26 protein-coding genes are annotated in these 26,995 nt (G+C 49.8%); 17 read left to right on the forward strand and 9 right to left on the reverse strand.

Annotation, left to right across the window (positions count from 1 at the left end; all coding sequences use genetic code 11):
• Positions 1–57: 57 nt before the first annotated feature.
• The 7 genes from IJ22_RS23855 to cysI all read left to right on the forward strand — a co-directional run bounded on the left by IJ22_RS23855 (position 58) and on the right by cysI (position 9,330).
• A complete protein-coding gene (locus tag IJ22_RS23855; protein WP_082660935.1) occupies positions 58–2,208 on the forward strand; it encodes a sensor domain-containing protein in 2,151 nt (716 codons plus the stop codon).
• 169 nt (positions 2,209–2,377) lie between these two features.
• Complete coding sequence (locus IJ22_RS23860; protein ID WP_062410559.1) at positions 2,378–2,908, forward strand: sigma-70 family RNA polymerase sigma factor; 531 nt, start codon at positions 2,378–2,380, stop codon at positions 2,906–2,908.
• A complete protein-coding gene (locus tag IJ22_RS23865; protein ID WP_062410560.1) occupies positions 2,898–3,623 on the forward strand; it encodes a hypothetical protein in 726 nt (241 codons plus the stop codon). Before IJ22_RS23860 ends, IJ22_RS23865 begins: the two co-directional genes overlap by 11 nt.
• Positions 3,624–3,996: 373 nt before the next feature.
• The gene (locus IJ22_RS26415; RefSeq protein ID WP_160327404.1) at positions 3,997–4,095 is read left to right on the forward strand and encodes an integrase core domain-containing protein; all 99 of its coding nucleotides are present in this window, start codon (positions 3,997–3,999) and stop codon (positions 4,093–4,095) included.
• Complete coding sequence (locus IJ22_RS23870; protein ID WP_062410561.1) at positions 4,092–5,405, forward strand: MFS transporter; 1,314 nt, start codon at positions 4,092–4,094, stop codon at positions 5,403–5,405. The genes IJ22_RS26415 and IJ22_RS23870 overlap by 4 nt, the downstream gene beginning before the upstream one ends.
• A gap of 338 nt (positions 5,406–5,743) precedes the next feature.
• Positions 5,744–7,567, forward strand: coding sequence for an assimilatory sulfite reductase (NADPH) flavoprotein subunit (locus IJ22_RS23880; RefSeq protein WP_062410562.1), 1,824 nt, complete (start codon positions 5,744–5,746; stop codon positions 7,565–7,567).
• Between the two features lie 38 nt (positions 7,568–7,605).
• Positions 7,606–9,330 carry an assimilatory sulfite reductase (NADPH) hemoprotein subunit gene (gene cysI / locus IJ22_RS23885; protein WP_054817285.1) on the forward strand — a complete coding sequence of 575 codons (1,725 nt, stop codon included), beginning with the start codon at positions 7,606–7,608 and terminating at the stop codon, positions 9,328–9,330.
• A 114-nt stretch (positions 9,331–9,444) separates the two neighbouring features.
• Here cysI and IJ22_RS23890 read toward each other — a convergent pair whose 3' ends face one another.
• Together IJ22_RS23890 and IJ22_RS23895 are read right to left on the reverse strand one after the other, a co-directional pair.
• Positions 9,445–11,430, reverse strand: coding sequence for a TolB family protein (locus IJ22_RS23890; protein ID WP_062410563.1), 1,986 nt, complete (start codon positions 11,428–11,430; stop codon positions 9,445–9,447).
• Positions 11,423–11,932 (reverse strand): RNA polymerase sigma factor, encoded by a 510-nt coding sequence (locus tag IJ22_RS23895; RefSeq protein WP_062410564.1) that lies wholly within the window; start codon positions 11,930–11,932, stop codon positions 11,423–11,425. The genes IJ22_RS23890 and IJ22_RS23895 overlap by 8 nt, the downstream gene beginning before the upstream one ends.
• Positions 11,933–12,290: 358 nt before the next feature.
• Between IJ22_RS23895 and IJ22_RS23900 the strand changes: the two genes are divergently transcribed.
• A complete protein-coding gene (locus IJ22_RS23900) occupies positions 12,291–12,782 on the forward strand; it encodes a hypothetical protein (RefSeq protein WP_062410565.1) in 492 nt (163 codons plus the stop codon).
• A 202-nt stretch (positions 12,783–12,984) separates the two neighbouring features.
• On the forward strand, positions 12,985–14,604 hold the full coding sequence (gene ggt / locus IJ22_RS23905) for a gamma-glutamyltransferase (RefSeq protein ID WP_062410566.1): 1,620 nt from the start codon (positions 12,985–12,987) through the stop codon (positions 14,602–14,604).
• A gap of 73 nt (positions 14,605–14,677) precedes the next feature.
• Here ggt and IJ22_RS23910 read toward each other — a convergent pair whose 3' ends face one another.
• From IJ22_RS23910 to IJ22_RS23920, 3 genes are read right to left on the reverse strand one after another with little or no spacing between them, the layout of a single operon-like run.
• A complete protein-coding gene (locus IJ22_RS23910; RefSeq protein ID WP_062410567.1) occupies positions 14,678–15,109 on the reverse strand; it encodes a VOC family protein in 432 nt (143 codons plus the stop codon).
• Between the two features lie 22 nt (positions 15,110–15,131).
• Positions 15,132–15,584: a PNPOx family protein gene (locus IJ22_RS23915; RefSeq protein WP_062410568.1), complete on the reverse strand. Its 453-nt coding sequence runs from the start codon at positions 15,582–15,584 to the stop codon at positions 15,132–15,134.
• Between the two features lie 19 nt (positions 15,585–15,603).
• On the reverse strand, positions 15,604–16,788 hold the full coding sequence (locus tag IJ22_RS23920; protein WP_062410569.1) for an acyl-CoA dehydrogenase family protein: 1,185 nt from the start codon (positions 16,786–16,788) through the stop codon (positions 15,604–15,606).
• Between the two features lie 371 nt (positions 16,789–17,159).
• Here IJ22_RS23920 and IJ22_RS23930 point away from each other — a divergent pair, with 371 nt between their 5' ends.
• From IJ22_RS23930 to IJ22_RS23940, 3 genes are all read left to right on the forward strand, one after another.
• Positions 17,160–17,603 carry a DMT family transporter gene (locus IJ22_RS23930; protein WP_062410571.1) on the forward strand — a complete coding sequence of 148 codons (444 nt, stop codon included), beginning with the start codon at positions 17,160–17,162 and terminating at the stop codon, positions 17,601–17,603.
• 38 nt (positions 17,604–17,641) lie between these two features.
• Positions 17,642–18,028 carry a VOC family protein gene (locus IJ22_RS23935; RefSeq protein WP_062410572.1) on the forward strand — a complete coding sequence of 129 codons (387 nt, stop codon included), beginning with the start codon at positions 17,642–17,644 and terminating at the stop codon, positions 18,026–18,028.
• A 136-nt stretch (positions 18,029–18,164) separates the two neighbouring features.
• On the forward strand, positions 18,165–19,577 hold the full coding sequence (locus tag IJ22_RS23940; protein WP_062410573.1) for a sigma-54 interaction domain-containing protein: 1,413 nt from the start codon (positions 18,165–18,167) through the stop codon (positions 19,575–19,577).
• 119 nt (positions 19,578–19,696) lie between these two features.
• Here IJ22_RS23940 and IJ22_RS23945 read toward each other — a convergent pair whose 3' ends face one another.
• The 3 genes from IJ22_RS23945 to IJ22_RS23955 all read right to left on the reverse strand — a co-directional run bounded on the left by IJ22_RS23945 (position 19,697) and on the right by IJ22_RS23955 (position 22,375).
• Positions 19,697–20,827, reverse strand: coding sequence for a PAS domain-containing sensor histidine kinase (locus tag IJ22_RS23945; protein WP_062410574.1), 1,131 nt, complete (start codon positions 20,825–20,827; stop codon positions 19,697–19,699).
• Positions 20,828–20,942: 115 nt separating this feature from the next.
• The gene (locus tag IJ22_RS23950) at positions 20,943–21,488 is read right to left on the reverse strand and encodes a DoxX family protein (RefSeq protein ID WP_074727423.1); all 546 of its coding nucleotides are present in this window, start codon (positions 21,486–21,488) and stop codon (positions 20,943–20,945) included.
• 146 nt (positions 21,489–21,634) lie between these two features.
• Positions 21,635–22,375: a Crp/Fnr family transcriptional regulator gene (locus IJ22_RS23955; protein WP_082660938.1), complete on the reverse strand. Its 741-nt coding sequence runs from the start codon at positions 22,373–22,375 to the stop codon at positions 21,635–21,637.
• Positions 22,376–22,614: 239 nt separating this feature from the next.
• On the opposite strand from IJ22_RS23955, the gene IJ22_RS23960 reads away from it, so the two are divergent.
• From IJ22_RS23960 to IJ22_RS23980, 5 genes are all read left to right on the forward strand, one after another.
• Entirely contained in the window at positions 22,615–23,058 is a 444-nt protein-coding gene (locus IJ22_RS23960) for a GAF domain-containing protein (RefSeq protein ID WP_054817297.1), read from the forward strand.
• A 31-nt stretch (positions 23,059–23,089) separates the two neighbouring features.
• Positions 23,090–23,743: a response regulator gene (locus IJ22_RS23965; protein ID WP_062410575.1), complete on the forward strand. Its 654-nt coding sequence runs from the start codon at positions 23,090–23,092 to the stop codon at positions 23,741–23,743.
• Between the two features lie 150 nt (positions 23,744–23,893).
• Positions 23,894–24,439 (forward strand): hemerythrin domain-containing protein, encoded by a 546-nt coding sequence (locus IJ22_RS23970; RefSeq protein ID WP_062410576.1) that lies wholly within the window; start codon positions 23,894–23,896, stop codon positions 24,437–24,439.
• 20 nt (positions 24,440–24,459) lie between these two features.
• A complete protein-coding gene (mobA, locus tag IJ22_RS23975) occupies positions 24,460–25,053 on the forward strand; it encodes a molybdenum cofactor guanylyltransferase (protein ID WP_054817300.1) in 594 nt (197 codons plus the stop codon).
• Between the two features lie 59 nt (positions 25,054–25,112).
• Positions 25,113–26,114: a globin-coupled sensor protein gene (locus IJ22_RS23980; protein ID WP_062410577.1), complete on the forward strand. Its 1,002-nt coding sequence runs from the start codon at positions 25,113–25,115 to the stop codon at positions 26,112–26,114.
• A gap of 147 nt (positions 26,115–26,261) precedes the next feature.
• Here IJ22_RS23980 and IJ22_RS23985 read toward each other — a convergent pair whose 3' ends face one another.
• Positions 26,262–26,987, reverse strand: a complete 726-nt coding sequence (locus tag IJ22_RS23985) for a DUF554 domain-containing protein (RefSeq protein ID WP_062410578.1) — start codon at positions 26,985–26,987, stop codon at positions 26,262–26,264.
• Positions 26,988–26,995 lie beyond the last annotated feature (8 nt).

Raw genomic sequence — 26,995 nt, forward strand, 5'->3', positions numbered from 1 at the left:
TGGAGCCGAACCATTCCGGCGGCATCCTTCCAAATCAAATTTAACGGGTGATGAGAGATGAGAAATCAAGGTTCAAATCGTGTGTCCGTTTCACCAACATATCCTTTTTTGGAAAGCCCATTATTCGAAAAGGACGAGAAATTGAAAAATATTTTAAAGGAATTGGCCGATATCAGGCATGCCTTGGACCAGTCCTCCATTGTGGCCATAACCGACCCGCGCGGGATCATACTCTACGTTAATGAACAGTTTTGCAGAATCTCCCGATATGAAAGGGAAGAATTGCTTGGTCAGGACCATCGGATACTTAATTCCGGGTATCACTCCCGTGATTTTTTTAAGAACATGTGGGCCACCATCGGATCCGGAGATATTTGGAGGGGGGAAATACGGAATAAAGCCAAAGACGGATCATTCTATTGGGTAGATACGACCATCGTTCCTTTTTTAAATGAACAAGGAAGACCGTATCAATATGTTTCGATTCGAAATGATATCAGCCTCCGAAAACAAATGGAAGAAGAGATCAGGAAAAGCGAGGAAAGATACCGTTTAATCACCGAAAATTCGTCGGACCTGATTTCAATCATTGATGCGGAGGGGAATTTTTTGTATGTGTCTCCTTCCCACGCAAGCTTATTAGGACACGATTTGGCTGATTTTGAATCCAGCCAAATCCTTCAATGGGTGCATGAAGAAGACCGCGAGACGGTCGTTGATGCGATTGAGAGCCGGCTGGCCGCAAGAAAAGAGTCTCCGCCGCTGGAGTTCCGGGTCCGTACGAGGGGCGGCAGCTATTGCTATATGGAAACCAAGATCAATCCGATCCTCAACCAATCGGGCGAAGTCAACAGCCTGACTCTGATTATGCGGGATATCACCGAACGGAAAAAGTCGGAACAAACGATTTACCATTTAGCTTACCACGATACATTGACGGATTTGCCGAACCGGAGATTATTTATGGATCGGTTGCGTAAAGAAGTCCATCAAGCTAAGCGCCGTCATTCACAATTGGCCGTCATATTTCTTGATTTGGATCGGTTTAAATATATTAATGATTCGCTCGGTCATGAGGCCGGAGATCTTTTTCTCATCGAAGCAGCCAAAAGAATCAGTCATTGCATTCGTTCGAATGATATGGTCGCCCGATTGGGGGGCGATGAGTTTATCGTATTATTGACGAACCTGTCGAGTTCGGCGGAGGTCGAATCCATATCTCAAAGGATCCAAACCAGCCTCCAGGAACCGATCGAGCTGTTCGGGCAGCGCCATTGTATTTCTTGCAGCATGGGTATCGCCCTTTTTCCATCGGATGGGAGGGACCCGGATGAATTGTTAAAACGAGCGGATATGGCTCTATATGCTGTGAAGGATAGCGGCAGGAATGGAGTTTCATTCTTTCATTCGGATATGGAAGAGCGTTCTTTGGAACGCATCCTGTTGGAAAATGAACTGAAAAAGGCCATTCAATATGAGCAATTTCGTATTGATTATCAGCCCAAACTCGACCTTGCGACAGGGAAAGTAACCGGCATGGAAGCGCTTGTTCGTTGGGATCATCCCGAATTAGGGAGGATCGCGCCGAATAAATTCATACCTATAGCCGAAGAAACCGGATTAATCATTCCTTTGGGAGAATGGGTTCTTCGCCGAGGATGTGAGCAAAATAAACATTGGCAGGATCAAGGATACCCTCCGTTAAAAGTTTCCGTGAATTTGTCTGCCCGACAATTCTATCAACCTGACCTGTTGGACATGATCAGCAGGATATTGAAGGATACCGGACTGGAACCGCAATGGCTGGAACTTGAGGTTACAGAAAGTATTTTTGCGGACATAGACAATGCGGCAGCGATTCTGCAGGAAATCAGGAATTTAGGCGTTCATACGTCTATCGATGATTTTGGAACGGGATACAGTTCATTCAGTTATATCAAGAATCTTCCCATAGACACCTTGAAAATCGATGCTTCTTTCATCCGGGATATTCACCGGAATAAGGAAAGCCATGCGATTGTAAAGGCGATACTGACCATTGCCCAAACGTTAAATCTAAGCGTGATTGCCGAGGGAGTTGAAATTCCGGAGCAGCTGGCCGTTTTGAATGAGGACGGATGCGGTCACGGGCAGGGCTTTCTATTCAGCAAACCGTTGTCCAGTCAGGATTTTGAAAACTATTTGAAAGATTTGCCGATAACCACTTAGGCATTGTACCTATTTCTCCCCTATGCGGGTGAACAGGTCAAAGAGACCAAGAAAACGAATGCATTGGCCGAAGAGGGGATTCCCCTCTTTTTTGTTTTCATCGTATTTTTAAAGCCAAATGAGGGACTGGGGTGTCTAATAAGTGAAACCGGGAGGAGGGAGACGACATTTGGATACCATCAACCTTGTCCAAAAGGCGCAAAAGGGTGATGAAACGGCCTATTTGGAACTTTTTAGGCAGCATGAGGAACGGATTTACCGCATGGCTTTTGTCTATGTGAAAAATCAGGAAGATGCTTTGGATGTAGTCCAGGAAACGGCTTATCGCTCATTTAAATCGATAAAGACTTTAAAGCAACCGCAATATTTTAAGACCTGGCTTACAAAAATCGCCATTCGTTGTTCTTTAGACTTACTACGCCAGCGAACCAAGGTGATTCACTTTGAACCGCGGAAATGGGATTGCGTACGGACGGAAAACGAAGATGATGTAACGATCTCCATTATGCTGGAAGATGTCATCGAGAAATTGGATGAAACGGAAAAAAGCATCATCTTGTTAAGATTCTATCAGGATTACACCATCAAGGATGCAGCAGAGATGCTGGAGCTTCCATTAGGAACAGCCAAAACGGTTTTGTATCGGGCATTGGATAAACTTCGCGGGATGTGCGGGGAGGCGGAAGCGAATGGGAAATAACATCAAGAAGGAAATGGACAAAATAGAAATCCCGGCGGAGCTTCATCAAAGAAGTGTACTCGGTGTTCAAAAAGCAAAGCAGGAACTTGCCGGGCAAAGAGATGGGAGCGGTATGGGAATGAAACGGTTATGGCAAGGAATTGGGGGCGTCATCGCCGCTTCCGCCTTGGTCTTTGCATTAATGATGGCAGTTGAACCCGGCCTTGCATCATCCGTTAAGGGATACTTTAAAGATATAGTAAACGGGAGAGGGGCAGTAACGGGTACGGAATATAGGCAAGCGACCGATGAAATCAAGGTTGAACTTGGCGAGCCTGATATGAATGCAGAGAACGCCGTTGTGCCGCTGACCGTAACCATACTTCACGGAACCAGTGTACCTTATCGTGAGATCGAGGTGGTCTCGTTGGGGGAATTCACGATTGTCGGAAGCTCGGGTGAAATGTTGGATGATAAGGAAGTGACCGTTCAAGCGATAACGGATCAGGACTACAGCTTCGAGATCCGGGATTCCAGTAAACTTTTATCGGAAGCTGTACCCGACGACAATAGCAGTAAAAAATTTCAAGCCCGTCTGATCATACCAAGAGATATTTTTGAACGAAATCATCATCTTGCGTTAAGAATTCATTCTTTTTATGGGCATAAAAAGGGCGATGCGCCGTTGGAAATAAAGGGGGAGTGGGAAGCGCAAATTAAATTACAGGAGTCATAACAGGGATGATGATTTCGCTAATAAAGGCAATCGTTTAACGGAATGAGTTAATCCATAAGGCTTTGGACTGTGCACTTAACAATGGTTAGGAAATCATTGAGATGTAAAGAGGGGAATACCCCTCTTTTTTGTTTGGATTGTTCATGCCGTCAAACGTTTGGAATATCGTGTCAACTTGAGGATATTTGATGTTCCCAGTGAACAAAATAAAACAATCAGGTAATGGGGCTCGAAGCGGTCTATCCGAAGCGAACCTGAGCAAGCGTCTCCACGCCACCTATACTCGCCCCTACCTGCTCTGCTGCAAGCCGGAAATCATGAACAGCGACCAGGGCTCTCACTTCACATAAACGAATTCGAAGACCCTCGCGCGTTGCGTCAAGGGATAGCTCGTTATATCCAATTTTACAACGGGGAACGTCCTCACCAGTCCCTCGGCGAGGCAAGGCCCATAAGGAGGTTTTCACCATGACTCAATCGATTGAGCGTGCAAACATGCGACGCATCACAAGCAACATCTTCAAAGGATCGGTTGGAAATCTGATCGAATGGTACGACTGGTACGTATATGCAGCTTTCGCCGTGTATTTCTCGTCTGAGTTCTTCCCGAAGGGAGACCCGACCAGCCAACTGCTCAACACGGCGGCAATCTTCGCCGTCGGCTTCCTGATGCGCCCATTAGGGAGCCTGCTGCTGGGCCGCTACGCCGATCGTTATGGCCGCCGTGCCGCGCTGACGCTTTCCATCACCGTCATGGCCAGTGGCTCCCTGATCATTGCCTGTACTCCAAGCTATGGCACCATTGGCGTGCTGGCCCCCATTATTCTGGTGCTTGCACGCTTGCTCCAAGGGTTGTCGCTGGGCGGAGAATATGGAACCTCGGCAACCTACCTGTCCGAGATGGCCAGCAGCGGCCGCCGCGGCTTCTACTCGAGCTTCCAGTACGTCACGCTTATTGCCGGACAGCTGGTGGCGCTGGGCGTCCAGATCATCCTCCAGCAAATACTCAGCGAACCCGATATGAAATCCTGGGGCTGGCGTATTCCCTTCTTCATCGGAGCCGTTGGAGCATTAGCCGTATTGTGGCTGCGCCGCACGATGGACGAATCGGAGCAATTCTCCAAAATGGGATCTGAAAGCAGGCAGCGTGCCGGAACCATTCGGACCCTGATGAAACACCCCAAGGCGGTGTTGACAGTGGTCGGACTAACGCTTGGAGGAACCGTCGCTTTCTATACCTATACGACGTATTTGCAGAAGTTCATGGTGAATACGGTGGGCCTCAGCAAGGAGGTCGTCAGCTGGATCAACTTTATTGCCCTGCTGGTATTCGTCGTGCTTCAACCGCTCGCGGGCCTGCTATCGGACCGGATCGGCCGGCGCCCGCTATTGATTAGTTTCGGTATCCTCGGAACGCTGCTGACCGTGCCGCTGTTCCTGATCTTGGAGCAGATGAAGAACCCTATCGGAGCATTTTTCCTCATGCTGACAGGTCTCATCATTGTCACCGGCTATACTTCCATCAATGCGATCGTGAAAGCCGAACTGTTCCCGACCGAAATCCGCGCCCTTGGCGTGGGATTCCCTTACGCAATTACCGTTGCGGTGTTCGGAGGGACGGCGGAGTTCATCGCGTTATGGTTCAAGAGCATTGGAGCCGAGTCGCTTTTCTATTTCTACGTAGCCGCCTGCATTTTCGTGAGCTTCATCGTCTACTGGCGTATGGATGAGTCTTCCAAACATTCCCGTATCGAAGCTGAGCTCGACGGTAAAAGGGGCTAGCTGTCCGCGAACCTGGCTCAGGCACTCTGAAGCTACAATAAGTGGGCTCAAAGCGCCCCGTCAAAGGCCAGCTTTTTATTTTCTTAAAGACATTCAAAGCAGTCGCCGCGGCGGCTGCTTTTTCAGTGAAAGAAAAGACGGCGATTCCGGTGACCGGATGCTTCCCGGGGCAGATTCTTCTAGAATTTATGCATTTATTAATATATCTGATCAATCTTATAAGGTTATTCTAATTGACCTGCACCGCCAGCTGTGATAGGTTCAGAATAGTAGGAAATTATTAAGATGTGTATACTGGGAATTTCATATCATTTGGAAGCTTTGCGAGGTGGATATTGTTGAAACTGGAAGTAACAAACAGCCCTTTTAATCAGGAGCAAGTAGAACTGCTCAATCGCGTTCTGCCTCTGCTGACGGAAGCACAGCGTATCTGGCTGAGCGGATATCTTACGGCTCTTCAAGGTTCGGCGGCCGCGGTGACGCCTGTTCCTGCGCCGCTGGCGGCTTTGCCGGCGAATGAAGCGGTCGTTTCCAAGGAGGTTACCGTACTCTTCGGATCGCAGACAGGCAACAGTCAAGGATTGGCGAAGAAGCTGTCCAAGAAACTGGAAGAGCGGGGCTTTCAGGTATCGCTCTCTTCGATGGCCGACTTCAAGCCGAATAGCTTAAAGAAGGTCCAAAACCTGCTCATTGTGGTGAGCACCCACGGGGAAGGAGAGCCGCCGGATAACGCGATTGCTTTCTATGAGTTCCTTTACAGCAAGAGAGCGCCCCAATTGGAGGGCACGCAGTTTTCCGTGCTCGCGCTCGGAGATACGTCCTATGAATTTTTCTGTCAAACGGGCAAGGATTTCGACAAGCGCCTGGAAGAGCTGGGCGCAAGGCGGCTTACCCCGCGCGTCGACTGCGACGTGGACTTTGAAGAGCCTGCAGCAGAGTGGATGAACCGCGTCCTGGAATCCCTCAGCGGTGCATCGGCGGCCCCGGCCGTCGCAAGTGCAGCCGGCGCGGCGGTCGTGAGCGGGACGGAAACGGAATATTCGAGATCGAATCCGTTCCATGCCGAGGTTCTTGAAAATTTGAATCTGAACGGCCGCGGATCGGAGCGGGAAACTCGCCACGTTGAGCTGTCCCTTGAGGGATCCAATCTTCAGTATGAACCGGGCGACAGCCTGGGCATCTATCCGGAGAATCATCCCCGCCTTGTGGATGAATTGATCGAAGCGATGGGCTGGAAGGCAGAGGAGCCCGTTGCCATTAATAAGAATGGCGAAGAGCGGCCATTGCGGGAGGCGCTGCTTCGTAATTATGAAATCACCGTTCTGACCAAGCCGTTGCTGGAGCAAGCGGCAAAGCTGACTTCGAACCAGGAGCTGAAAAAGCTTCTGGAGGTAGGACGCGAACAAGAGCTCAGAGCGTATCTCAACGGGCGGGATCTGTTGGATCTGGTACAGGATTACTCGCTTAAAGGTGTGCCTGCGGGCGAATTCGTATCGATCCTTCGGAAGATGCCTGCCCGTCTGTACTCGATCGCGAGCAGCCCGAAAGCGTACCCGGGTGAGGTACACCTGACGGTTCGCGCGGTTCGCTACGAGGCTCATGGACGAAACCGGTACGGCGTCTGCTCCGTTCAGCTTGCGGAGCGGGTACAGCCGGGCGATACGCTGCCTGTGTACATTCAGCATAACCCGAACTTCAAGCTTCCGGAGAATCCGGATACGCCGATCATTATGATTGGACCGGGTACCGGGGTCGCTCCGTTCAGGGCCTTCCTCGGAGAACGGGAGGAGATCGGAGCCGAAGGCAAAACATGGCTGTTCTACGGCGATCAGCATTTCTCTACGGACTTCCTTTATCAGATCGAATGGCAGCGTTGGCTGAAGGAGGGCGTGCTGACACGTATGGATGTCGCGTTCTCCCGCGATACCGACAAGAAGGTGTACGTACAGCACCGTATGCTTGAAAAGAGCCGGGACCTCTACCAATGGCTGCAGGAAGGAGCCTGTGTGTATGTCTGTGGCGACGAGAAGAAGATGGCGCATGACGTCCATGCGGCTCTGATCACGATCCTCGAAAAAGAGGGAGGCTTGGGCCCTGAGGAAGCCGCGGAATATTTGACCCGTATGCAACAGCAGAAACGTTATCAGCGGGATGTTTATTAAGTCCGAGTCCCGAAGATCGCGAGAGGAGAAAATCCAACATGTCAGAAAATAATTTACTATCACCGAACAGTGCGCCGCACAGTGATGTAGAGGAAATTAAGAAAAGAAGCAATTATTTGCGGGGAAGCCTTGCAGAAACGCTGGAAGATGTGATCACAGGCTCCATACCCGAAGACGATAACCGGTTGATGAAATTTCATGGCAGCTACATGCAGGACGACAGGGATTTGCGCAACGAACGGCAGAAGCAGAAACTGGAGCCGGCTTATCAGTTCATGGTGCGCGTGCGTGCGCCAGGCGGGGTGGTTACGTCTGATCAGTGGTTGATGATGGACCGCATCGCGCAGAAATATGCGAACGGAACGATTCGATTGACGACGCGTCAGTCCTTCCAGCTGCATGGCGTACTCAAGTGGAACATGAAGAATACGATACGGGAAGTCAACGATGCGCTGCTGAGCACGCTAGCCGCTTGCGGCGACGTAAACCGCAACGTCATGTGCAACCCGAATCCGTACCAGTCGGCGGTTCACTCCGAAGTATACGAGTGGGCCCGCCGGATCAGCGAGCACCTCAATCCCCGGACCAGAGCCTACCACGAGATCTGGCTTGACGGGGAAAAAGTGGTGGATAGCCGGGATAACGGGGGAGAGCAGGAGCCGATATACGGGCCTGTCTATCTGCCCCGGAAGTTTAAAATCGGCATAGCCGTCCCGCCTTCCAACGATGTAGACGTATTCTCTCAGGATTTGGGCTTTATCGCGATTGTCGAAGATGGACGCCTGAAGGGCTTCAACGTCACGGTAGGCGGAGGCATGGGGATGACGCACGGCGATCCGAACACCTATCCCCAGATCGGTCAAGTGATCGGGTTCTGCTCGCCGGAGCAAGTCATCGACGTCGCGGAGAAGACGGTCACGATCCAACGGGATTACGGCGATCGCTCGGTCCGTAAGCACGCGCGGTTCAAGTACACGATCGACGACCGCGGCATCGACTGGTTCATCAATGAGCTAACCGAACGTCTAGGGTGGAAGCTTGAGGAAGCGCGTCCTTACCATTTTGACCACAACGGGGACCGCTATGGCTGGGTAAAGGGAACCAACGGAAAATGGCACTTCACGCTCTTTATCCAGAACGGCCGGGTCAAAGACGATGGCGGCTATCTTCTGATGACGGGTCTGCGGGAAATCGCCAAGGTGCATTCCGGAGATTTCCGGCTCACTCCCAACCAGAACCTGATCATCGGCAACGTAAGCAGCCAGAAGAAGAAAAAGATTGAGGAACTGATCAAGCAATACGGGCTTACCGACGGGGCCCACTATACCGCATTGCGGAGAAATTCCATGGCCTGTGTGGCGCTGCCGACCTGTGGATTGGCGATGGCCGAATCGGAGCGCTACCTTCCTACGCTGCTGGATAAGATCGAGCCGATGCTGGAGGAAGCGGGCTTGCGCGACGAGGAGATCGTCATTCGCATGACCGGCTGTCCGAATGGCTGCGCCCGACCGATGTTGGCGGAAATCGCGTTTATCGGCAAGGCGCCCGGCAAATACAACATGTACTTGGGAGGCGGCTTTGCCGGAAACCGGCTGAATAAGCTGTACAAGGAAAACATCGGCGAAGCGGAAATTCTGGAGTCGTTAAAACCGATTCTTACTCATTATGCAAAGGAACGGCGGGAAGGCGAGCACTTCGGCGATTTTGTCATCCGCGCCGGCTATGTCAAGGAAGTTCGTTCCGGTCAGGATTTCCATTCGTAAGTAAACCTGCGTTTGGATTAAATGCATCATAGGGCAAGACCAACAGGAGCAGTCTGAAGCTGTCATTGCAGCTTTAGACTGCTCCTTGCTTATCTCGCGGAGAGGCGATGAGGATTAAGGAAGCTCGACGACTTGAGCCGCCGCGTTCCATTGATAATGCATCTGCTGCCCATGGCTGGTGAGGATGAAATGCAGCCGGTTCCGATCCCAGAAGTAAGTGTGCGTTCCTTCCACTTTTGTGGCGGAGAGCGCATCTTCGAGCATGGATGCGGTACCTTGTTCGATGTCCAATAGAAGAACATGGGATTGGAACTGCTTATCATCGTCCGAGAAAAGATCCAGCGCTGCGTACCGGCCGTCCGGCGATACGATGATTCCTTCTACACCAACATTCTTCATGCCGTTCATGGCGGTGACATGCTCCAATAGCTTGAACGTTCCGTTGGCTATGTCATAAGTAACGACCTTCACGGAGGACGCCTGACCGATGCCCGGATCCTGTAAAACCTGGAGAGAGAAAATAACCTGATTCTGCTTCGAAAGGTAGGCTAACGACGAAATACGAAAATTTCCTTCGGGCCGAAGCTCGTTTGGAAGGGAATCAGCTGAAAAGAGCCTTTGCTTCGAGCCGTCATCCTTTTCCATCACGATGAATCCGTCCGGCTGCTGAAGTATCGATCCCCCTCCCGGCAGGTCCTTCGTTTCATCAATAAGATAACCTTGTTCTTTTGGCGTAAGATAGTATCGGACGTGGCTGAAGGAATAATACGGATTAGCGGTATAGGCCCAATGTTCTTCCACATCCACATAAGGCCTGTTATTCTCCGTTCCCGAACCTGTAATGGTATAGCTCACTTGGTGCGGATTGGAAACGATGAGGAAGTCCTGATGATCTTTCAAGAGACTCCGGGCAAAATCAAGGTCGCGCAGAATCTTCGCCTGATTAAAAGCACGGACCGTTTCTTCTTCCTGCAGCGCCTTTTTCGAGAAATCAATGCGCATCACACTCATGGTCGAGCCTTCCGAGTTCTTGCTTTTCAAAGCAAACAAGCTTTGGGAATCGCTGCTCCAAACGGGATGATAATAGCTGTACAAGCCTGTAACCTTGAGCACTTGCGGCGTATCGCCCGGCTTAAGTCCTTTAGGCAGGTCCTGTTCATGGATTTGGCGGTTTGGCGTATTGGAAGTTACCACTCGCTTGGTTTTGCCGTCAATATCGGAAATCCGGATTTGGTCTACCGTATCCTCCGCATACACATGGGATTGCAGCTCACGTCGGTTGTTCTCGGATGTAATATAGGCGATATATTTTCCATTGGGAGAAACGGCGGGATTCCGCCCTTCATCAATCACGGTCTCTTGGCCGCTGGCTAAATCTTTGAAGACCACTTCAGACCGGGTGTCTGCCGTTTTTTCAAATACGATGGCATTCTCTCCGTTAACATAGGAGGGAGATGCTCCATCGCCAAGCTTTGTCGGCGCCAGGCTGTCCAGAGTCATTTCGTAGATGCCGGATTCTTTCACTGTAAATCCATGCTCTTGTTGTTCCAGCACCTTTTTGACATACAGGATGGTTTGATGATCCTTCCAGGAAGGCTGTTCATAGAATACCGCAGAACCATCGCCTTTAAGGAGCTCTGTATACTTCTTTTGCGCAACATCATAAACGCCCAGCGTGCCGCCGGTTTGCAGAATCAGCTTGCTTCCGTCCTGATTGATTTTGGCCTCGTTGACTTCCTGCTGAAGCAGCTGGTGAAATCCGCTTTGGTCATAGGCGAACAAGCCCTTTCCGGCAACCGGGAGGTATACCGTTCCTTTGTACTCGGAAACTCCTAACGGGCTTCCGGAGCCTATATCGATAAAGGATATCTGGTTTTGCACATGCAGCTCCTGAGCCTGAACCGTTTGCAGCCCTCCCGGGCCCTGAAGCATAAATGTCCCTGCCAACAACAGGAGCGCCGCGGCAAGACCCCATTTTTGCAAAGTTCGTTGTCTTTGCCGCCGTTTGAACGCTTTTCCAAGCCGTTGTTTGAGTTCCATATTGACAGGTATCCGTTTTTTTAATTCCTTTAAAGCTTGCTCGACTTGATGATCATCCACCGATTTTCTCTCCTTCCAAACATTGCTTAACAAGCACGCCCAGCTTTTTGATTAAACGATAGACACGCGTCTTGATGGTTTCCTCCGACTTACCTGCAATCTCCGTCATCTCTTTGTACTTTAATTCTGCAAAATATCTTAGCTGAATGAGTTCCTGGTCTTCTTCGGAGAGAGAGGACAATGCTTTTTGCAGGCATTCCATATCCTCTTTAAGCTCTACCTGTTCTTCAAAGGAGAACGGCTGAATCAGCCTATCCATTCCCTCGCCGATGAACGAATCCTTCTTCTTGCGGTAAAAATCGATGATGGTATTGCGGGCGATCGTAATAAGCCATGCTTTCGCACTCGACTGCTCCTGAAGTGAAGCATAGCGTTCAAACGCCTTGCGGAAAATATCGCTTACGATGTCGTCGGTATCCCATTTGTTGCCTAATTTCATGTAAACATACCGGTAAATATCACTAAAAAAACGATCGTATATCTCGATAAAAGGTTCTTTCATCGGGGCCCCACCTCTCACACTAAATAACGAAGCCAAACGAAAAAAGGAACACGTTAGTTCAAAATAAATTAATAATCGGAATACAAAACAACAGGTTTTCGCTGTAAAAGTAAGAGGATGGAGTGCCGCGGCAAGGAATATGCAAATTTTTCTTGATCCCTTGGATCATCCGACGATACAATCATGATAGATCGTAACGCGTTAAGGCGTTATCGCGCGGCTAATCCCGCTTATGATTCATCATGCGGCCCATCATCATACCATGCCGTTGATGCTATTCATTTTATAATTCACCGTATGAAAAATGGAACAAATAAACCGGAGCATATCCTATGCGGAAGCGGTTGAGAGGATGTTTATGAAGACAAAATCCATTTATTTTCTGTTTGGCGTGTTCGCCAGTGCTTTCCTCAAATCGTTGTTTATGGCAGTAACCTATCCATCGAAGAGCGATTATATCCTTTTTCACAGCGAAGGGAAACCGCATTTGTTTTTCATTTTTCTGGGAACGCTGCTTCTTCTGGATGCGCTTGTGATTTGGTTCATACTGAGGCCTAAAGCGATCGGGTTTTGGTTAGCCCTCGCAAGTATCGCCGTATCCAAATTGGAGGAGTTTACCGCATTGCAAATCGCACTGAGGAATAATGATCTCATTAAACAACTGTTCATTGAACAAAGAGAAGCCAGAGGCCGGCCGATGGACGATAACGCGTTGCGGATGACCGACGTTCTCTTTTCGCCAACGGGGTTGTATGCAGGCTTCTTTTTGATGCTTGCAGGCTCACTTCTGGTGCTGCTCGTACTTTGGCGGAATAGGGATTACTTCTTTAAAAGCTATATATGGCGCTAAAGAGACAACCGTTTCCGGATTTGGTTATACGAATGACCTTAGATGCAAGGACCTTGCCGCAATAAAAAGACACAGATGAAAGGATAGCGGAGAATATGTATAATTACATATACATGGAAACCTCATTAGGTGGAATGTTCTCCTCGCCAATTATATTATAAAATATAAGCTTCCTTAACTTTATTAGAATGGGGGAAAGCCCTTGACAGTAACCTACGACGCTCACTATTATCCGTATCCTTCCCGGCGAAATGTGGTCTATGGACGAAAAGGGATGGTGGCCGCCTCTCAGCCGCTGGCAGCGCAGGCCGGTTTGCAAATCTTGAAAGCAGGCGGGAATGCCATTGATGCAGCCATTGCGACGGCAGCCTGCTTAACGGTAGTCGAGCCGACATCGAACGGAATCGGCTCGGACGCTTTTGCGCTTGTCTGGGTTAATGGAAGGCTGCATGGCCTCAACGCCTCGGGTCCAGCCCCCAAAAAGCTGACGATGGAAGCCGTCAAAGCGGCTGGTTATGATCATGAGATGCCTAAGCGCGGCATGATTCCCGTTACGGTTCCCGGGGCTGTCGGCGCTTGGGCCGAACTGTCGAGGAAGTACGGAAAGCTGCCTTTGACGCAGGTGCTGGCCCCGGCTATCGACTATGCCGAAAGCGGTTACCCTGTTTCCCCGACGCTGGCAAAGTTTTGGCAGCTTTATTATGAGGACTATAAAGAAAGCTTTAAAGGGGAAGAGTTCCGGCCCTGGTTCGATACCTTTGCACCAGGAGGAAGAGCTCCGAAGGCGGGGGAGATCTGGCGGTCGACCGGACATGCGGCGACCCTGCGGCTGATTGCCGAAACGAATGGAGAAGCCTTTTACCGCGGGGAGCTTGCCGAACGGATCGATGCCTTCTTTCAAGAACATGGCGGATTTTTGCGGAAGGAAGATTTAGCGGAATATGCCCCGGAATGGGTGGACCCCATTAAGGTCAATTACCGGGGGTATGATGTGTGGGAGATCCCGCCTAACGGGCAAGGCCTGGTTGCGCTCCATGCCTTGAATATCCTGAAGGGATTCGATTTCCCGGAGAAAGAGAGCGTGCAAACCTATCACAGGCAAATCGAGGCCATGAAGCTCGCTTTTGCCGATGGAAGGAAGTATATTACCCAGCCTACAGACATGAAGGTCACGGCAGAAGAACTGTTAAGTGAGCAGTACGCGGCGGAACGCCGCGCCCTGATTGGTGAAGAGGCTCTTGCGCCCGAACCCGGACATCCGCCGAGGGGAGGAACCTTTTATCTGGCCGCTGCGGATGGGGAAGGGAATATGGTATCCTTTATTCAAAGCAATTATATGGGATTTGGATCAGGTATCGTCGTTCCGGGTACAGGCATAGCGCTGCAAAACCGCGGCCATACCTTTTCCCTGAACCCGGATCATGCCAATGCGTTAAAACCGGGCAAGAAAACCTACCATACGATTATTCCGGGGTTTCTGACAAAGGACGGTCAACCGGTCGGCCCATTCGGTGTAATGGGCGGATTCATGCAGCCTCAGGGTCATGTTCAGGTCATTATGAATACGATTGACTTCCATTTAAATCCCCAGGCTTCCCTGGATGCACCGCGTTGGTTATGGATCCGGGATAAAACGGTGGAGGTTGAAGCGGGCTTCTCCAGCGAGATAGCCAGAGCATTAATACGCAAGGGGCATCAGGTGAATGTCGTATTAAAAGAGGATGGCTTTGGCCGGGGACAAATCATTTGGCGTGATCCTGAAACCGGCGTTTTATCCGGAGCTACCGATCCGAGGACGGATGGAGAAGTGGCCGCGTGGTAGGCCTGTTCCCAAAAAACGTCTGACGACCGCAAGATCGTCAGACGTTCTTCGTGCTTCGCTTTATCGATGAGCATCACACATAATATTTCAAATAGACCGATTCGTAGTAAGGGCTTGCAGGATTGGGGGTGACAATTTCGATCATATGTCCGTCAGGGTCTTTAAAGAAGACCTGACGCAATCCGCTGGGGGCGTTTTCCAGCTCATACCAGGGAATATTTTCGGATTCGACTTTTTGGATAACCTTTTGGAGTTCTTCTTCATTGTCAACAAAAAAAGCAACATGGGCGTCCTGTGCGGACAATTTCGCCCGATCAACATGCTCGGGCTGATCTGGCTGTTGAATGATATGAATCATAATATCGCCTAATTTATACCATATTCCGGGGAAGCTGAAATTGGGCCTTGGAATTTCCGGCAAGCCCAAAATCCGGCTGTAAAAATCCTTTGATTTCACGGCATCCTTCACGGACAAAGCTACATGATCAATTCGGGATAATTTCATTATGCATCACTCCTTTTTGGTTTTAAACCGGTTTACGTAAGGCCGTATAAACAGCCGTGTCCAATTTTTGGGACAAATCGGCAGCATACGTTTTGATATACTTGGGCTCGGAGGTAACCTTACCCCCGTAGAACATAATGTCGTCCGCTCTGTCAATGGCCAATTCCACACAAAGCATGGGAAACGGCATATCGGGAATGGGATCGGGCAGAACACGGGCAGTTCCCGTAACGGCTAACGTTTGCTCCGGAATGGAAAATAATATTTGCATCCTTGGACGCTCATTCACGTTGCGGATCAAGGGTGACTTGGGTGAAACCGCAAAGCGAATCAGATGGGGATTGACGGCCGCCAACCAGGAGATCGCCGTCGAATAGATTTCGTTGTCCGTATTGGTGGTGACCGCGAACGCCAATTTTTCTCCTTGAAGCTGATCGACGACCGCTTGAGGCAAAAGCGTGGTATCGGTTTTCATAAGTTAACTCCTTTCTTAATTATGATTTTTTTTCTAACCAGCCCGCGTTCACATCAAGGCCCAGGCTCGCCTTTCCGATAATTTCCAAGCATTTGTCGTTATTCGGCGGCATGACCATCCCGGCGCGGGCATCGCGGTGGATTCTTTCCAGAGGGAATTTTTTCATGTAAGCTCTGCCTCCGCATACACGAATGGCTAAATCGGTTACTTTGACGGAAACCTCTGTTCCGACATATTTGGCGATCGTTACAGGCAGAACCCGGTCTTCCGCGGTACCGTAATCACGTGCGTCCGCAGCTTGATAAAGCAGCTGCTTCGCAGCTTCAATTTCCAGAGCCATTTCAGCGACACGATGCTGAATCGTAGGATAATGGCTGATCGGATGAATTTCCGGTTTAAATGTGGTGTTTTGGGCATAACTGACGGTAAAATCCAAAGCGGCCTCCGCCAGACCTATGCCGACGGCAGCGAAGCCAAAGGCATAACCGTCACTCACATTTTTACGAACGGCATCCCCGGGTTCTCCGATCGCATTCGCTTCTTCTACAAAACACTCTTTAAAATGAATGGTATGGCTGGCCGTTCCCCGCATCCCCATGGCATTCCAGGTATCTTCAATCGTTACCCCCGGAGTGCTGCTGGGAATTGTCAGCATGATAAGGCCGTCTTCCACCGAGGTGGTGCCTTCGATTTGACACAGCGTATTGAAATAGTCCGCCGCAGAGCTTAACGAGGCGAAATGTTTTACCCCGGAAACGACGTAACCGCCGTCCACCTTGCGGGCGATGGTGCTTGGCTTGAAATTCCCCCTTAAACTGCTTGTAGGTTCACTGGTAACAGATGCGAACAATTTCCCATGCTCAACCACTTCCCCGAACAATCGCTGCTTTTGCTCCTCATTTGCCATTTCCTTCAAAATATTGATGACCGTACAATGCATATTAAATGTATTTGCGGTGGAACCGCACGCTTTCGCCAGTTCTTTAAGAACTTCCCCCATTAACCGGGAATTGGCTCCAAGCCCCCCATACCGCTCGGGGACCATGAGGGAGAGAATCCCGTGCTCCCGTAAATCCTGATAGTTTTCATAAGGAAAACGGCTTTCAAGATCGTATTGGCTTGCACGGGCGGCGAAGTTTTCTTTCGCCAATTGCTTTACCACACCGAGAATATGGCGGGCTTCCTTGCTATGTGTTAATTGCATGAGCATCCTCCTCGAATTTTACGTGTCAATGATATACACAGCATTTTCCATGCCAAACTTGGCTCCAATCATAAAATCATCGTCAACCTCAAGCCTTTCGTGCGTATTTCCCTGCATATGATGAAAAAGTTTGATCCTTCGGAAGCAAGAGGCTGCATGTTTCGATCAGTTTTTGGTGTTTTTTTGCACCGAATGGTGGTGAATTGCACCGATGGAGAAGGAGGCCGCACCAGCGAATGGAAGTGAAGGATGGGAATACTCCATTGATTCAGGAAAGAAGGTCAAAAAAGTAAAGCTGGCATGAAAATTGCTCTTTAAATGCTAATAGGGGATGGAAATGAAGCCGCAGAGAGTAAATGGAGGACGAACGGATGACGCAATTTTGGTTTTTCCTGTTGACGATAGTTGGAGGAGCGATATGGGGAGCCCAGGCTTCCATCAATAGTGCTTTAGGTAAAAAAATAGGCACGTTGGAAGGCGCTTTTGTCAATTTTGCAGTGGGTACGTTAATTTTGGCGATCATTGTTTTATTTTTTGGCAGGGGAAACCTCCTTCAGGCAGTGACGGTTCCGAAATGGCAGCTGGTTGGAGGACTTATGGGAGCGGCGGTCATTTTCACGACGATCATCAGCGTACCCCGGATCGGAGCGGCATCGATGCTTCTGGCCATGATTAGCGGACAAATCGTCATCAGCATGATCATCGATCATTTCGGCTTTTTCGGTGTTCCGCGAATCGCTTTTGATTGGCAGAGGCTTCTGGCCTTATTGTTAATGAGCGGCTCCTTATTTTTAATTTTCAGAAGCAGTATTTAAATGCATATTCATTATTGACACGAGAGGGAGACGGTTAGATGAGTTTTCCGAATCCAATGGATCCTATTCTGGGTATTCGCTTTGTGGTCTCGAGCTCTAACCTCCGGGAGTCCGTCAAATTTTATGGAGAGACTTTGGGTTTGAAGGAGGTTTCCTCCGGTTCAGAATTCACAAGATATGATATCGGTGGAATGAACCTGGATATTATTCCGGGAGCGATCAAAAAAGAAAAGCAAAATCAACTTGCCATCTCCTTGAGTGATCCTCATCTTGTGTTTGAAGTCGACCCTCAACGGTATGAGCGGATGAAATGGCTGTTGATACGGGAGGATATCACGTTATTGGAATTAAGCGACTTGGAAGGGAGGAACAAAATGTTTTTCAAAGACCCGGACGGCAACCTCAACGCGATCTTATCCGGTTAAGGCTTGATAACAAAATGGGCCGCGCCGCATTTCCCGGTAACGTTAAGGGGATGACTTTTATTCTTTCTTTCCATTATAATGAAGGATGTATTTCATAAATTATGGATGCAATCCCCGACATTGGAGGTTGACGAGCATGGAGATGGATGCGTCAAGCCTGCCTTCTGCAAGAGAGAGTGAATGGCATACCATTATAAACGCATTGTTCGATGGAATTTGGGTTGCTGATGGTGATGGCAGAACCGTACTGGTGAATAAAGCCTATGAGAAATTAACCGGGATTCGCATAGATGATGTGATCGGTCAACGCGCCCAGGATTTGGTTGAAGCAGGAGTGCTGTCGCAATCCGCCATTCCCGGTGTTATGGAAACCTTGCAAACCGTCACGATCATAAACAAAGTGAATGGAAAGCGCTTACTCGTCACCGGGGTTCCGGTTTTAAATGATGAAGGGGAATTATGGAGAATCGTATGCAGTGTCAGGGATATTACGAACCTTGCCGAGCTCCAGCAGGAAATCGAACGGAAAAGCGCATTAATTAAACACTATGAAACGGAATTATTAAAACTTCAACAGATCGACAATGGCCCTGTTATTCGCAGCCCGCATATGATCCGGTTGTTTGAATCGGCCAAGCATGTCGCAGCCACATCGTCTACGGTGCTTATTTTAGGAGAATCTGGAGTAGGGAAGGAAGTGTTGGCCAAATGGATTCACCAAATGAGCCAGCGGGTAAACCAACCCTATATGACCGTGAACTGTTCGGCTATCCCTGAAAATCTCATTGAATCCGAGCTTTTCGGGTATGAAAAAGGGGCATTTACAGGCGCACAGCCGACCGGGAAGGCAGGATTATTCGAAATGGCTCATAAAGGGACGATTTTTCTCGACGAAATCGGGGAGCTTCCTTTTGCCATGCAGTCTAAACTGCTCAGGGTGCTGCAGGAAAAAGAAATCCGGCGCATCGGTTCCGGAAAGCCTGTCCCTGTTGATGTGCGGGTGATTGCCGCTACCAATCGATCCTTGGAAAAGATGGTGGCGGAAGGAACGTTTCGAGAGGATTTATATTATCGCATTAATGTCATTCCGTTTACCATACCTCCGCTCAGGGAACGTAAAGAAGATATTCCTATATTAGCCGCACACTTTTTAAATGAATTCAACCAAATCTATGATCGGGATGCAGAAATAGGTCCCGTCGTATTGAACCGCTTGATGGGATATCATTGGCCCGGCAATGTGAGGCAGTTAAAAAATATCATTGAACGCATGATCGTACTGTCCAAAAGCAAAGAAATTACGGCAGACGATTTGCCTGAATTTTTGGGAACGGCCCCCGTATTGCAGCAGGACAGGGATACGATTGTCCCCCTGCGCCAGGCCCGGATGGAGTTTGAAAAGAACCTCATTATCCAAGCGTTGAAAAAAAGCAAGTCGATTCGTCAGACCGCGCAATTGTTGGAGCTGGACCATTCGACCCTGATTAGGAAAATCCAACAGCAGGATATCGATCCTGAGTCCTTCTTGGGACGGGAATGGTCTATCTAAAACGATAAATAACAACAAAACAGTCTGCCATTAGGTGAAACGGCACTCCATTGTTAGACATCGCTAACCCTTGGAGGGCAGTTCGCAAGGTGCAGACTGTTTTGATTATCCATACACGATTATTTGGGAACGATTAAAGTGACCTTGGTTCCTTCTCCGGGCTTGGATTGGACGGAAAACTGGCCATGCACGGACCGGGCTCTCTCTTCCATGCTGAAAAGCCCTACGCCTTTGGCGCCGGTTCCACGGATAAAGCCCTTGCCTTGATCCTCAACACTGACTTCAATATAATCATCGAACTCATGAAATCTTACGCGTGCCTCGGCCACATCCGCGTATTTTGCAAGATTGGTTAAAGCCTCTTGAATGACACGGTAAATGGTCGTCTCTTTTTTGGCCTCCAAGCGTCTGCGAAGATTGCAGTCAAAATGAACCTTGATGCCGTAGTGGTTGGAATAGCTGTCGATGTAGGAACGGATGGCCGGAACGACGCCAAGGTCGTCCAGGACGGACGGGCGCAATTCCCACGCTAATCCGCGCACATCCTCGATAATTCCTGCCACTCTGTTTCGCAGGTCGCCCAGCTGCTGCACTCCGGTTTCCCCGATTAAACGGTCAATTTCAATGAGCAGGGAAAAGAGGCTCTGTCCGATCCCGTCATGCAGCTCCCGTGAAAATTTGCGCCGCTCGTCTTCCTGAACCTGCATGACATGCCCCATCATATGCTTCAATTCTTCTTCTACCTTTTTGAGCCGGGTCACCTCGTTGCGAATGGCTAGATACTGGTAAGGACGCCCATTGTCGTCTTGAAACGGCACGATGGTGGTGTTTACCCAATAGTAGGTGCCGTCTTTGGCTTTGTTCTTGATGTCTCCCCGCCACACCAGTCCGGAGGAGATCGTTCTCCACAGCTCTTTCATGAACTCTTTGCTGTGAAAGCCGGAATTGATAATCCGATGGTCCTGACCGATCAGTTCATCGCGGTCATATTTGGAAATTCGGCAAAAATTGTGATTCACATATTGAATGATTCCGCGATGGTCGGTGACGGCAACAATAGAGGATTCGTCCAGTGCAAATTTGACATTCGCCAGCTGGTTTAACGATTGCTTCAGAAGATCGCGAAAGGATGGATCGGCGATATGGGTATCCAGCTGTTTTTGTAATTCAGCGACATTCTGGCCAATGACCTCAGGGTGAGTCTTGCTTGTTTTAGGCTTCAATACAATCCTCCTTCCTGCCGGGTTCATTTCTTATCTTAGCAAAGAAGGAAGAACCGGTACAATGCTCGCGGCGCAAAAAGTGAAACAAATCAAGACCGGCTAAGCTTGCTGCTGCCCGGTCTTGATTTGTTTTCCGAATGGATTATTTATGGGCCGGCACCTTCATGCGGCTTTTGGCTATCGGGTTATGCCCGCCGTTCCTATAATTCAGGTGAAACCATTTGCGCAGCAGCGGCAGCAAGTAATAGTCGGCGCCGAATTTGCCGGCATTGGCGCCCGCGACCAGCACGATTCCGCCGAGCAGGATCATCCACGGGTTTGTGCTTACCGTTCCGGCGAAAAGAAACATGAAGTTCATCAATAATCCAAAGCCGGCGGCGGCCGTCGTTAAGGCGCCAAGAATCAGACCGAGACCGACCAGCGTTTCTCCCAAAGGGATGATGAAGTTGATCAGTTTCGCGTTAGGCAGTGCGAAATGGTTCAAAAATGCAGTATAGTTAGGATAGATTAATTCGTTTGTCGCTCGATCGAGAACCGGTTTGTTTATTGCGTTGTTCAAAAAGCCTGTCGAGTCAAACTCACCTGTTAGCTTGTGCCAACCCGATGTCAGCCACATCCAGCCAAGATAGATGCGAAGGACAAGAAGCAGGCCGGCGGCATAAACATGCTCTCTTAAAACATTCATCATGACAACCATCTCCTCAACAGCAGTAGACTTTCCTTTCACGACTTCACTGTACATCAAGCGGTAAAGCTGCGATATGATTCGCATCACAGGATAAGAAAAAGTCTTTGAGTCTGTTGCTCCAAGGAACCTGATCCATACGTTTGGCCTCAAATACGGCAAATATGCTTCGGACAATTTTCACAGTGGCAGATATCGCGCAAATAAGTCAAATCCTTGATAATGAAATAACCGTTAACCATGTCGAGGATGTTTTCCTTTCTCATATCGTTCAGCATCCGGTTGACGCTTTCCCGGGTGGCGCCGATCATTTCGGCCATTTCCGTATTGTTCAGCTTAACCGAGATGCGGCTGTACTCACCGAAGGGCTCCCCGTAGGAATTGTTCAGGCGAATGAGAAGGGAGCAGAGCGCCCCGGGCTTACCGAACATCATCAAATCGCGGAATTTGGTTTGTGTCAGCAGGTGCATCGTCGCCTGCCAGCGCATGAATTCTACCGCAAGATCGCCATGCTGCCAAAGCAGAACCTCCAGATCCTTTTGCTGAATCAGGCCAAGGTCGCAATTCTCAAGCGCTTCTGCGCTGAGGAGGTAAGCAGAGCTCGCCATGCCGTCTCCATAGCCGATCAAGTCTCCGTCGTGGTGCAGATACAAGGTGAACGTACCGCCGTTATCGGCCGATTTGGTGATTTTGACGCTGCCTTGTTTGATGTAATACAAGTATTCGGCTTTATCGCCTTCCCGGAAAAGGCGGGAGCCCTTCTTCACCTTTTTCGAATACATGATACCGGTAAGCCGTTCAACATTCTCTTCCGTAAAATACTGCTGCAGCCCCCGGGTTTGAAACCGAACGGCGTCCGATGTATGATTAACCGGATAATGATGAATCATCCGCGCCTCCTCCTTTTTGCGTTCTTTGTATTTATTTTACCAACTCCAATGACCCGGCGTTATCGGGGAATCCTCTGATATTCAGGGGGGGAAATCCTGAATTGCGGCATATTCCCCGACCGTGAAATCAGGGTATTCCCTGACTTACAAACGAAGCTGCAGCGGTTACAATGAAAAGCATCGGGATATGGATTTCGGTTGGAGAAGTGCACGGAGCAGCATGGAGGGAGGCGAGAAGGGTGGACACGGAGCACAACCGGATTCTAAACGAGTTGTGTATGATCCGATCCTTGGTATCAGGAGACTTTGCCGCACTGGCCTTAGGCGTTGGCGATGGCCGTCTGTTTCGCTGGACATTGTTTTCCGGTAATGAGACAGAGCGGAGCGAAACGATGACGTTTCGCTCGGGGCGGGGTGTGGGCGGTCTGACGATTCGGATCGGACGGACGATAGCATGGAACGAAACCGATGAGGCTATGGTCCACCTGTATCGCGAATGTCCCCTTACGCTTGCGGAAAGATTGCGAACCTCCGTCACGGCTCCCGTTGTCGTACAGAGGGAGAGCCGGGGTGTGATATTGGTGGGTTCCCGTACGGGACGTCTGTTTAGCGAGGAGGATATAGCCGCGGTGACGCTGGCGGCGCAGCGGATCGGCAAGCTGATGGAGGATGAGCGGTTTTGAGACCGGGTATGATAAAGAGGAGGGTGATCGTATGATAAAAATCATGGTAGTCGACGACCATGCCGTTGTACGATCGGGGTTGAATCTGCTGCTCCACGGCAAACATGACATGGAAGTCGTAGGGGAAGCGGCGGACGGCGACGAGGCGATTCGCCTTGCCGGAGAGCTGAACCCCGATGTCGTGCTGATGGATCTAAGCATGCCGCACGGTAAGGACGGCCTGACGGCGGCCGCCGAGCTGAAGCAGAAGCAGCCGGATACGGCGGTGCTGATATTGACCATGCACGATGACGAGGAATATTTGTTCAGGGCGATTCAAGCCGGGGCGTCGGGCTATATTTTGAAAAGCGCGCCGCACGAGGAACTTCTTGCGGCCATTCAATCCGTAGCGGAAGGAAACGCATACTTGTATCCAAGCGCGACCAAACGTTTAATGGGCGAGTATCTGGAACGGCTGAAGCAAGGCGAGAACACAGGCCCTTTCGACACGCTATCCGAACGGGAGAAGGAAGTATTGGCGCTGGTCGCCAAAGGGTATTCCAATAAAGAGATAGCCGATCAATTGATTATCAGCGTCAAGACGGTGGAAACGCACAAAAGCAATGTGATGGAAAAGCTAAAGCTAAAGACGCGCCCGGAGCTTGTGAAATTTGCGCTGAAGAAGGGGCTTTTGAACTTCGAATAAAGACGGGAAATCCAATGAATAAGGAACAGGGGACTGCAGCGGCACGCGTGAAGAGCCGCTGCAGTTTTTTGTCTAAACTGTGACAAAAATCACAGCTTAAATCCGGGGTACGCGATATGCTGAATCCACCACATGAAGGAGGTCTGATTGATGGAACGGGGAAAAGATCGGTTCTTGAATGCTGCACGTCCATCGGATTTGGTTGTCATGTTGGAACGGATGAGGGACGAGCACTTGAAAATGAAACAAACCATAGCAGAGCTCGAAGCGGCGGTGGAACGGGCCGACCGGATGCCGGATGTATTGACGGTGGCGCATGAAATGCGGCGCATCAAGCAGCCGCTGATCGCGTATATGAATGAACTGGAACGCCATGCGACCTGGGAAGAGAAAGAACTGCAGCCTTTGCTCGACGATTATTTTTTTAATAAGCATGCGCCGAAGATCAAGGATTCGATCTGGGCAATGGAAAAAGACCACCAGTTGGGCACCGCCAGCCTTGAAACGTTCCTTCAAAGACTGGACGAATTCGGACTTCGGCCGCACGCAGCTGCGGTGGCGGAAGCGGTCGGCTGTTTTATGCAAGGCTGCGGCCTTCTTAAGAAGCATTTCAGACTCGAGGAGGAAGTCATAATGCCCCTGGTGGAACAAATGCTGAATGATTCGGATGCTGATGGTCATAGCAAACGAAAATGACTGGCAAGGAGGAAATCGCCATGCTGACAGGCCTTATTTTAGCCGGTGGGCCTAATACGCGGATGAACGGCGATCCGAAGGCGCTGCTTCCTTTTGGAGGGGAGACGCTTATTGAGCGGCAGATCAGGGTCATGAGGCAGATTTGCCGGGAAGTCATCGTCGTCACGAGGGAACCGGCTCCATTACTTCGATTGCTGGACAAGGAGGTCCGCATCATTACCGACTTTTTTGGCGGCAAAGGTCCCCTTGCGGGCATGCATGCCGGATTCAGTTTGGCCAAGTTCGATCAAATTTGGGTGGCGGCCTGCGAGATGCCGTTTCTTTCGGCGAAAGCGGCTGAATTGCTATTGGAATCCAAGAAAAGCGGTTGGAATGCGGTTCTTCCTGAGGTGAACGGCAGTCCATTTCCGCTGCACGCCGTTTATGATAAAGCCTGTGCCGGCCCCATAGCCGCTTTATTGGAGAAAGGGGACTACCGTCTTTCGGAGCTGTTGAAGTCCCTTCATTGGCTGGGGATACCGGAAGCGGCTTTTAGGGAAAAGGGGATTGACCTCCGGTTTACTGTGAGCATAGATACCCTTGAAGATTATCGGCAGGCGCTCCAAAGTGAGTAAGGTTACGGAGGCTACATGCAAGCCCGCATATTGCTAATATTTCACCGCTAGGGGGATGGATGATGGATTTATCGGAAAAACGCAAAAAGCAAATCGACTACTTGGGCATAACGGCGGATGACTTATTCCTTTTAGAAAGTAAAAAGGCGGAATTGACGGCGATCGCTGACGCTCTGGTGGAAGAGCTTTATAACCGCATTATGCTCCGTCCCGAGCTCAGGACCATTATTGAAGCGCACAGCACGATCGAGCGATTGAAAAAAACGCAGAGATGGTACTTTCTTTCACTGACCGACGGGAAAATCGATGAGGCTTTTATCGAAAAAAGACTATTGATCGGGAGCATGCACTCCAAAATCGGCTTAACGACGCAATGGTATTTGGGAACGTATATGCTTTATCTGGATTTGGCGGCCTCCCATCTCCGGCAAGTGCTTCCAAACGAGTGGCTGCCGGTTCTTCATGCGATAACCAAAATGTTTAATTTGGATTCGCAGCTTGTGCTTGAAGCCTATGAAGCCGAAGAGAAGCAGAAAGTGCAAAGACTTGCGGATGAACGCGGCCATCTCTTGGCCGGCATTAACGCGGCTGTGCAGGAGCTGGCCGCGATGATGGTTGAGCTTAGCAGCAGTACGCAATCCGTAGCGGAAACCGCCATCCATACGGCGGAATCCCAGGAAAAGTCGCTTGGTACGGTAAATGAGCTGACCCGGGAAATTCAACACATTCATCATATGGGATCATTCATGGAAGAGATATCGGAGCAAACCCATCTGCTTGGGCTTAACGCGGCCATTGAAGCAGCACGGGCGGGCGAGCATGGCCTCGGTTTTGAAGTGGTGGCCAAGGAAGTCCGCAAGCTCGCCGCCAGATCCAAAGACGCTCTTGTACAAATTCACTCCAAGCTGGATATGATTTCAAGATTGCTGAAAGAAGTGAAGAAGGAGTCCGAGCAGACGAGCATACAAGCACAAACGCAAGCAGCAAGCTCCGAAGAGCTGTCCGCGTTTGTTCAAATGATTGAGAAGGTGATCGCAGAGCTGGAGCAATTGAGGCAATAAGCTGTGAAAGGCATGGTACGGGATATCCCTTATCCATGAAAAGAAACGGACATCGCTTGGGATCCCGTATTGCTGCCGGGGGAGATGATATGAGGTTTTGACGCAACCAACGGATCGTTTTATAAGAAACGGCGGAAGCCGACCCTGCTAATGCAGCGATAGCTCCGCTAGAACGATCACTGCCGCAATGACAATAGACGGAAGCAGATTGGCGACATTGATGTTTTTGATGTGAAGGATGTTGAGCCCGATGCCAATAATCAATACCCCTCCAACAGCCGTAACTTCAGTGATGACGGCACTCAAGTCAGCCTCGCTGATAAATAGGGTAAATAACGTTGACGTAAGCGCAATGGTCCCTTGATATAAGAACACCGGGACTGCTGAAAGCGTGACGCCGATGCCTAAAGTGGAGGAGAGAATGACGGCAGAAATGCCGTCCAACATCGATTTGGTGTATAAAATATCATGGTTGTGCCTCAGTCCGCTGTCGATCGAGCCTAGAATGGCCATGGCGCCTATGCAGTAAATGAGCGTCGCCGTAACGAAGCCTTCCGCGATGCCGCCTCTATTCGTCGGACCGGTCTTCTCCTCCCGGCGGAATTGTGACTCCACCCAGTGACCGAGCTGGTTCAGCCGATATTCAATTCTCATGACTTCTCCGAGAATCCCCCCGACTGCGATACTGATAATGACTATTAAGAAATTCTCCGATTTAAGCGCCATCGTGATGCCAAGAACGGCAATTGCAATCCCCAGTCCTTGCATGACGGTATTACGAATTCCTTCCGGAATACGGGGCAGAACTAGACTGCCCAATAAACCGCCTACCATAATGGCAAGCGCATTGATGATGCTTCCCCATAAAGCCATAAATGCTA

Source organism: Paenibacillus naphthalenovorans (assembly GCF_001465255.1).
GTDB classification, from domain to species: Bacteria; Bacillota; Bacilli; order Paenibacillales; family NBRC-103111; genus Paenibacillus_G; species Paenibacillus_G naphthalenovorans.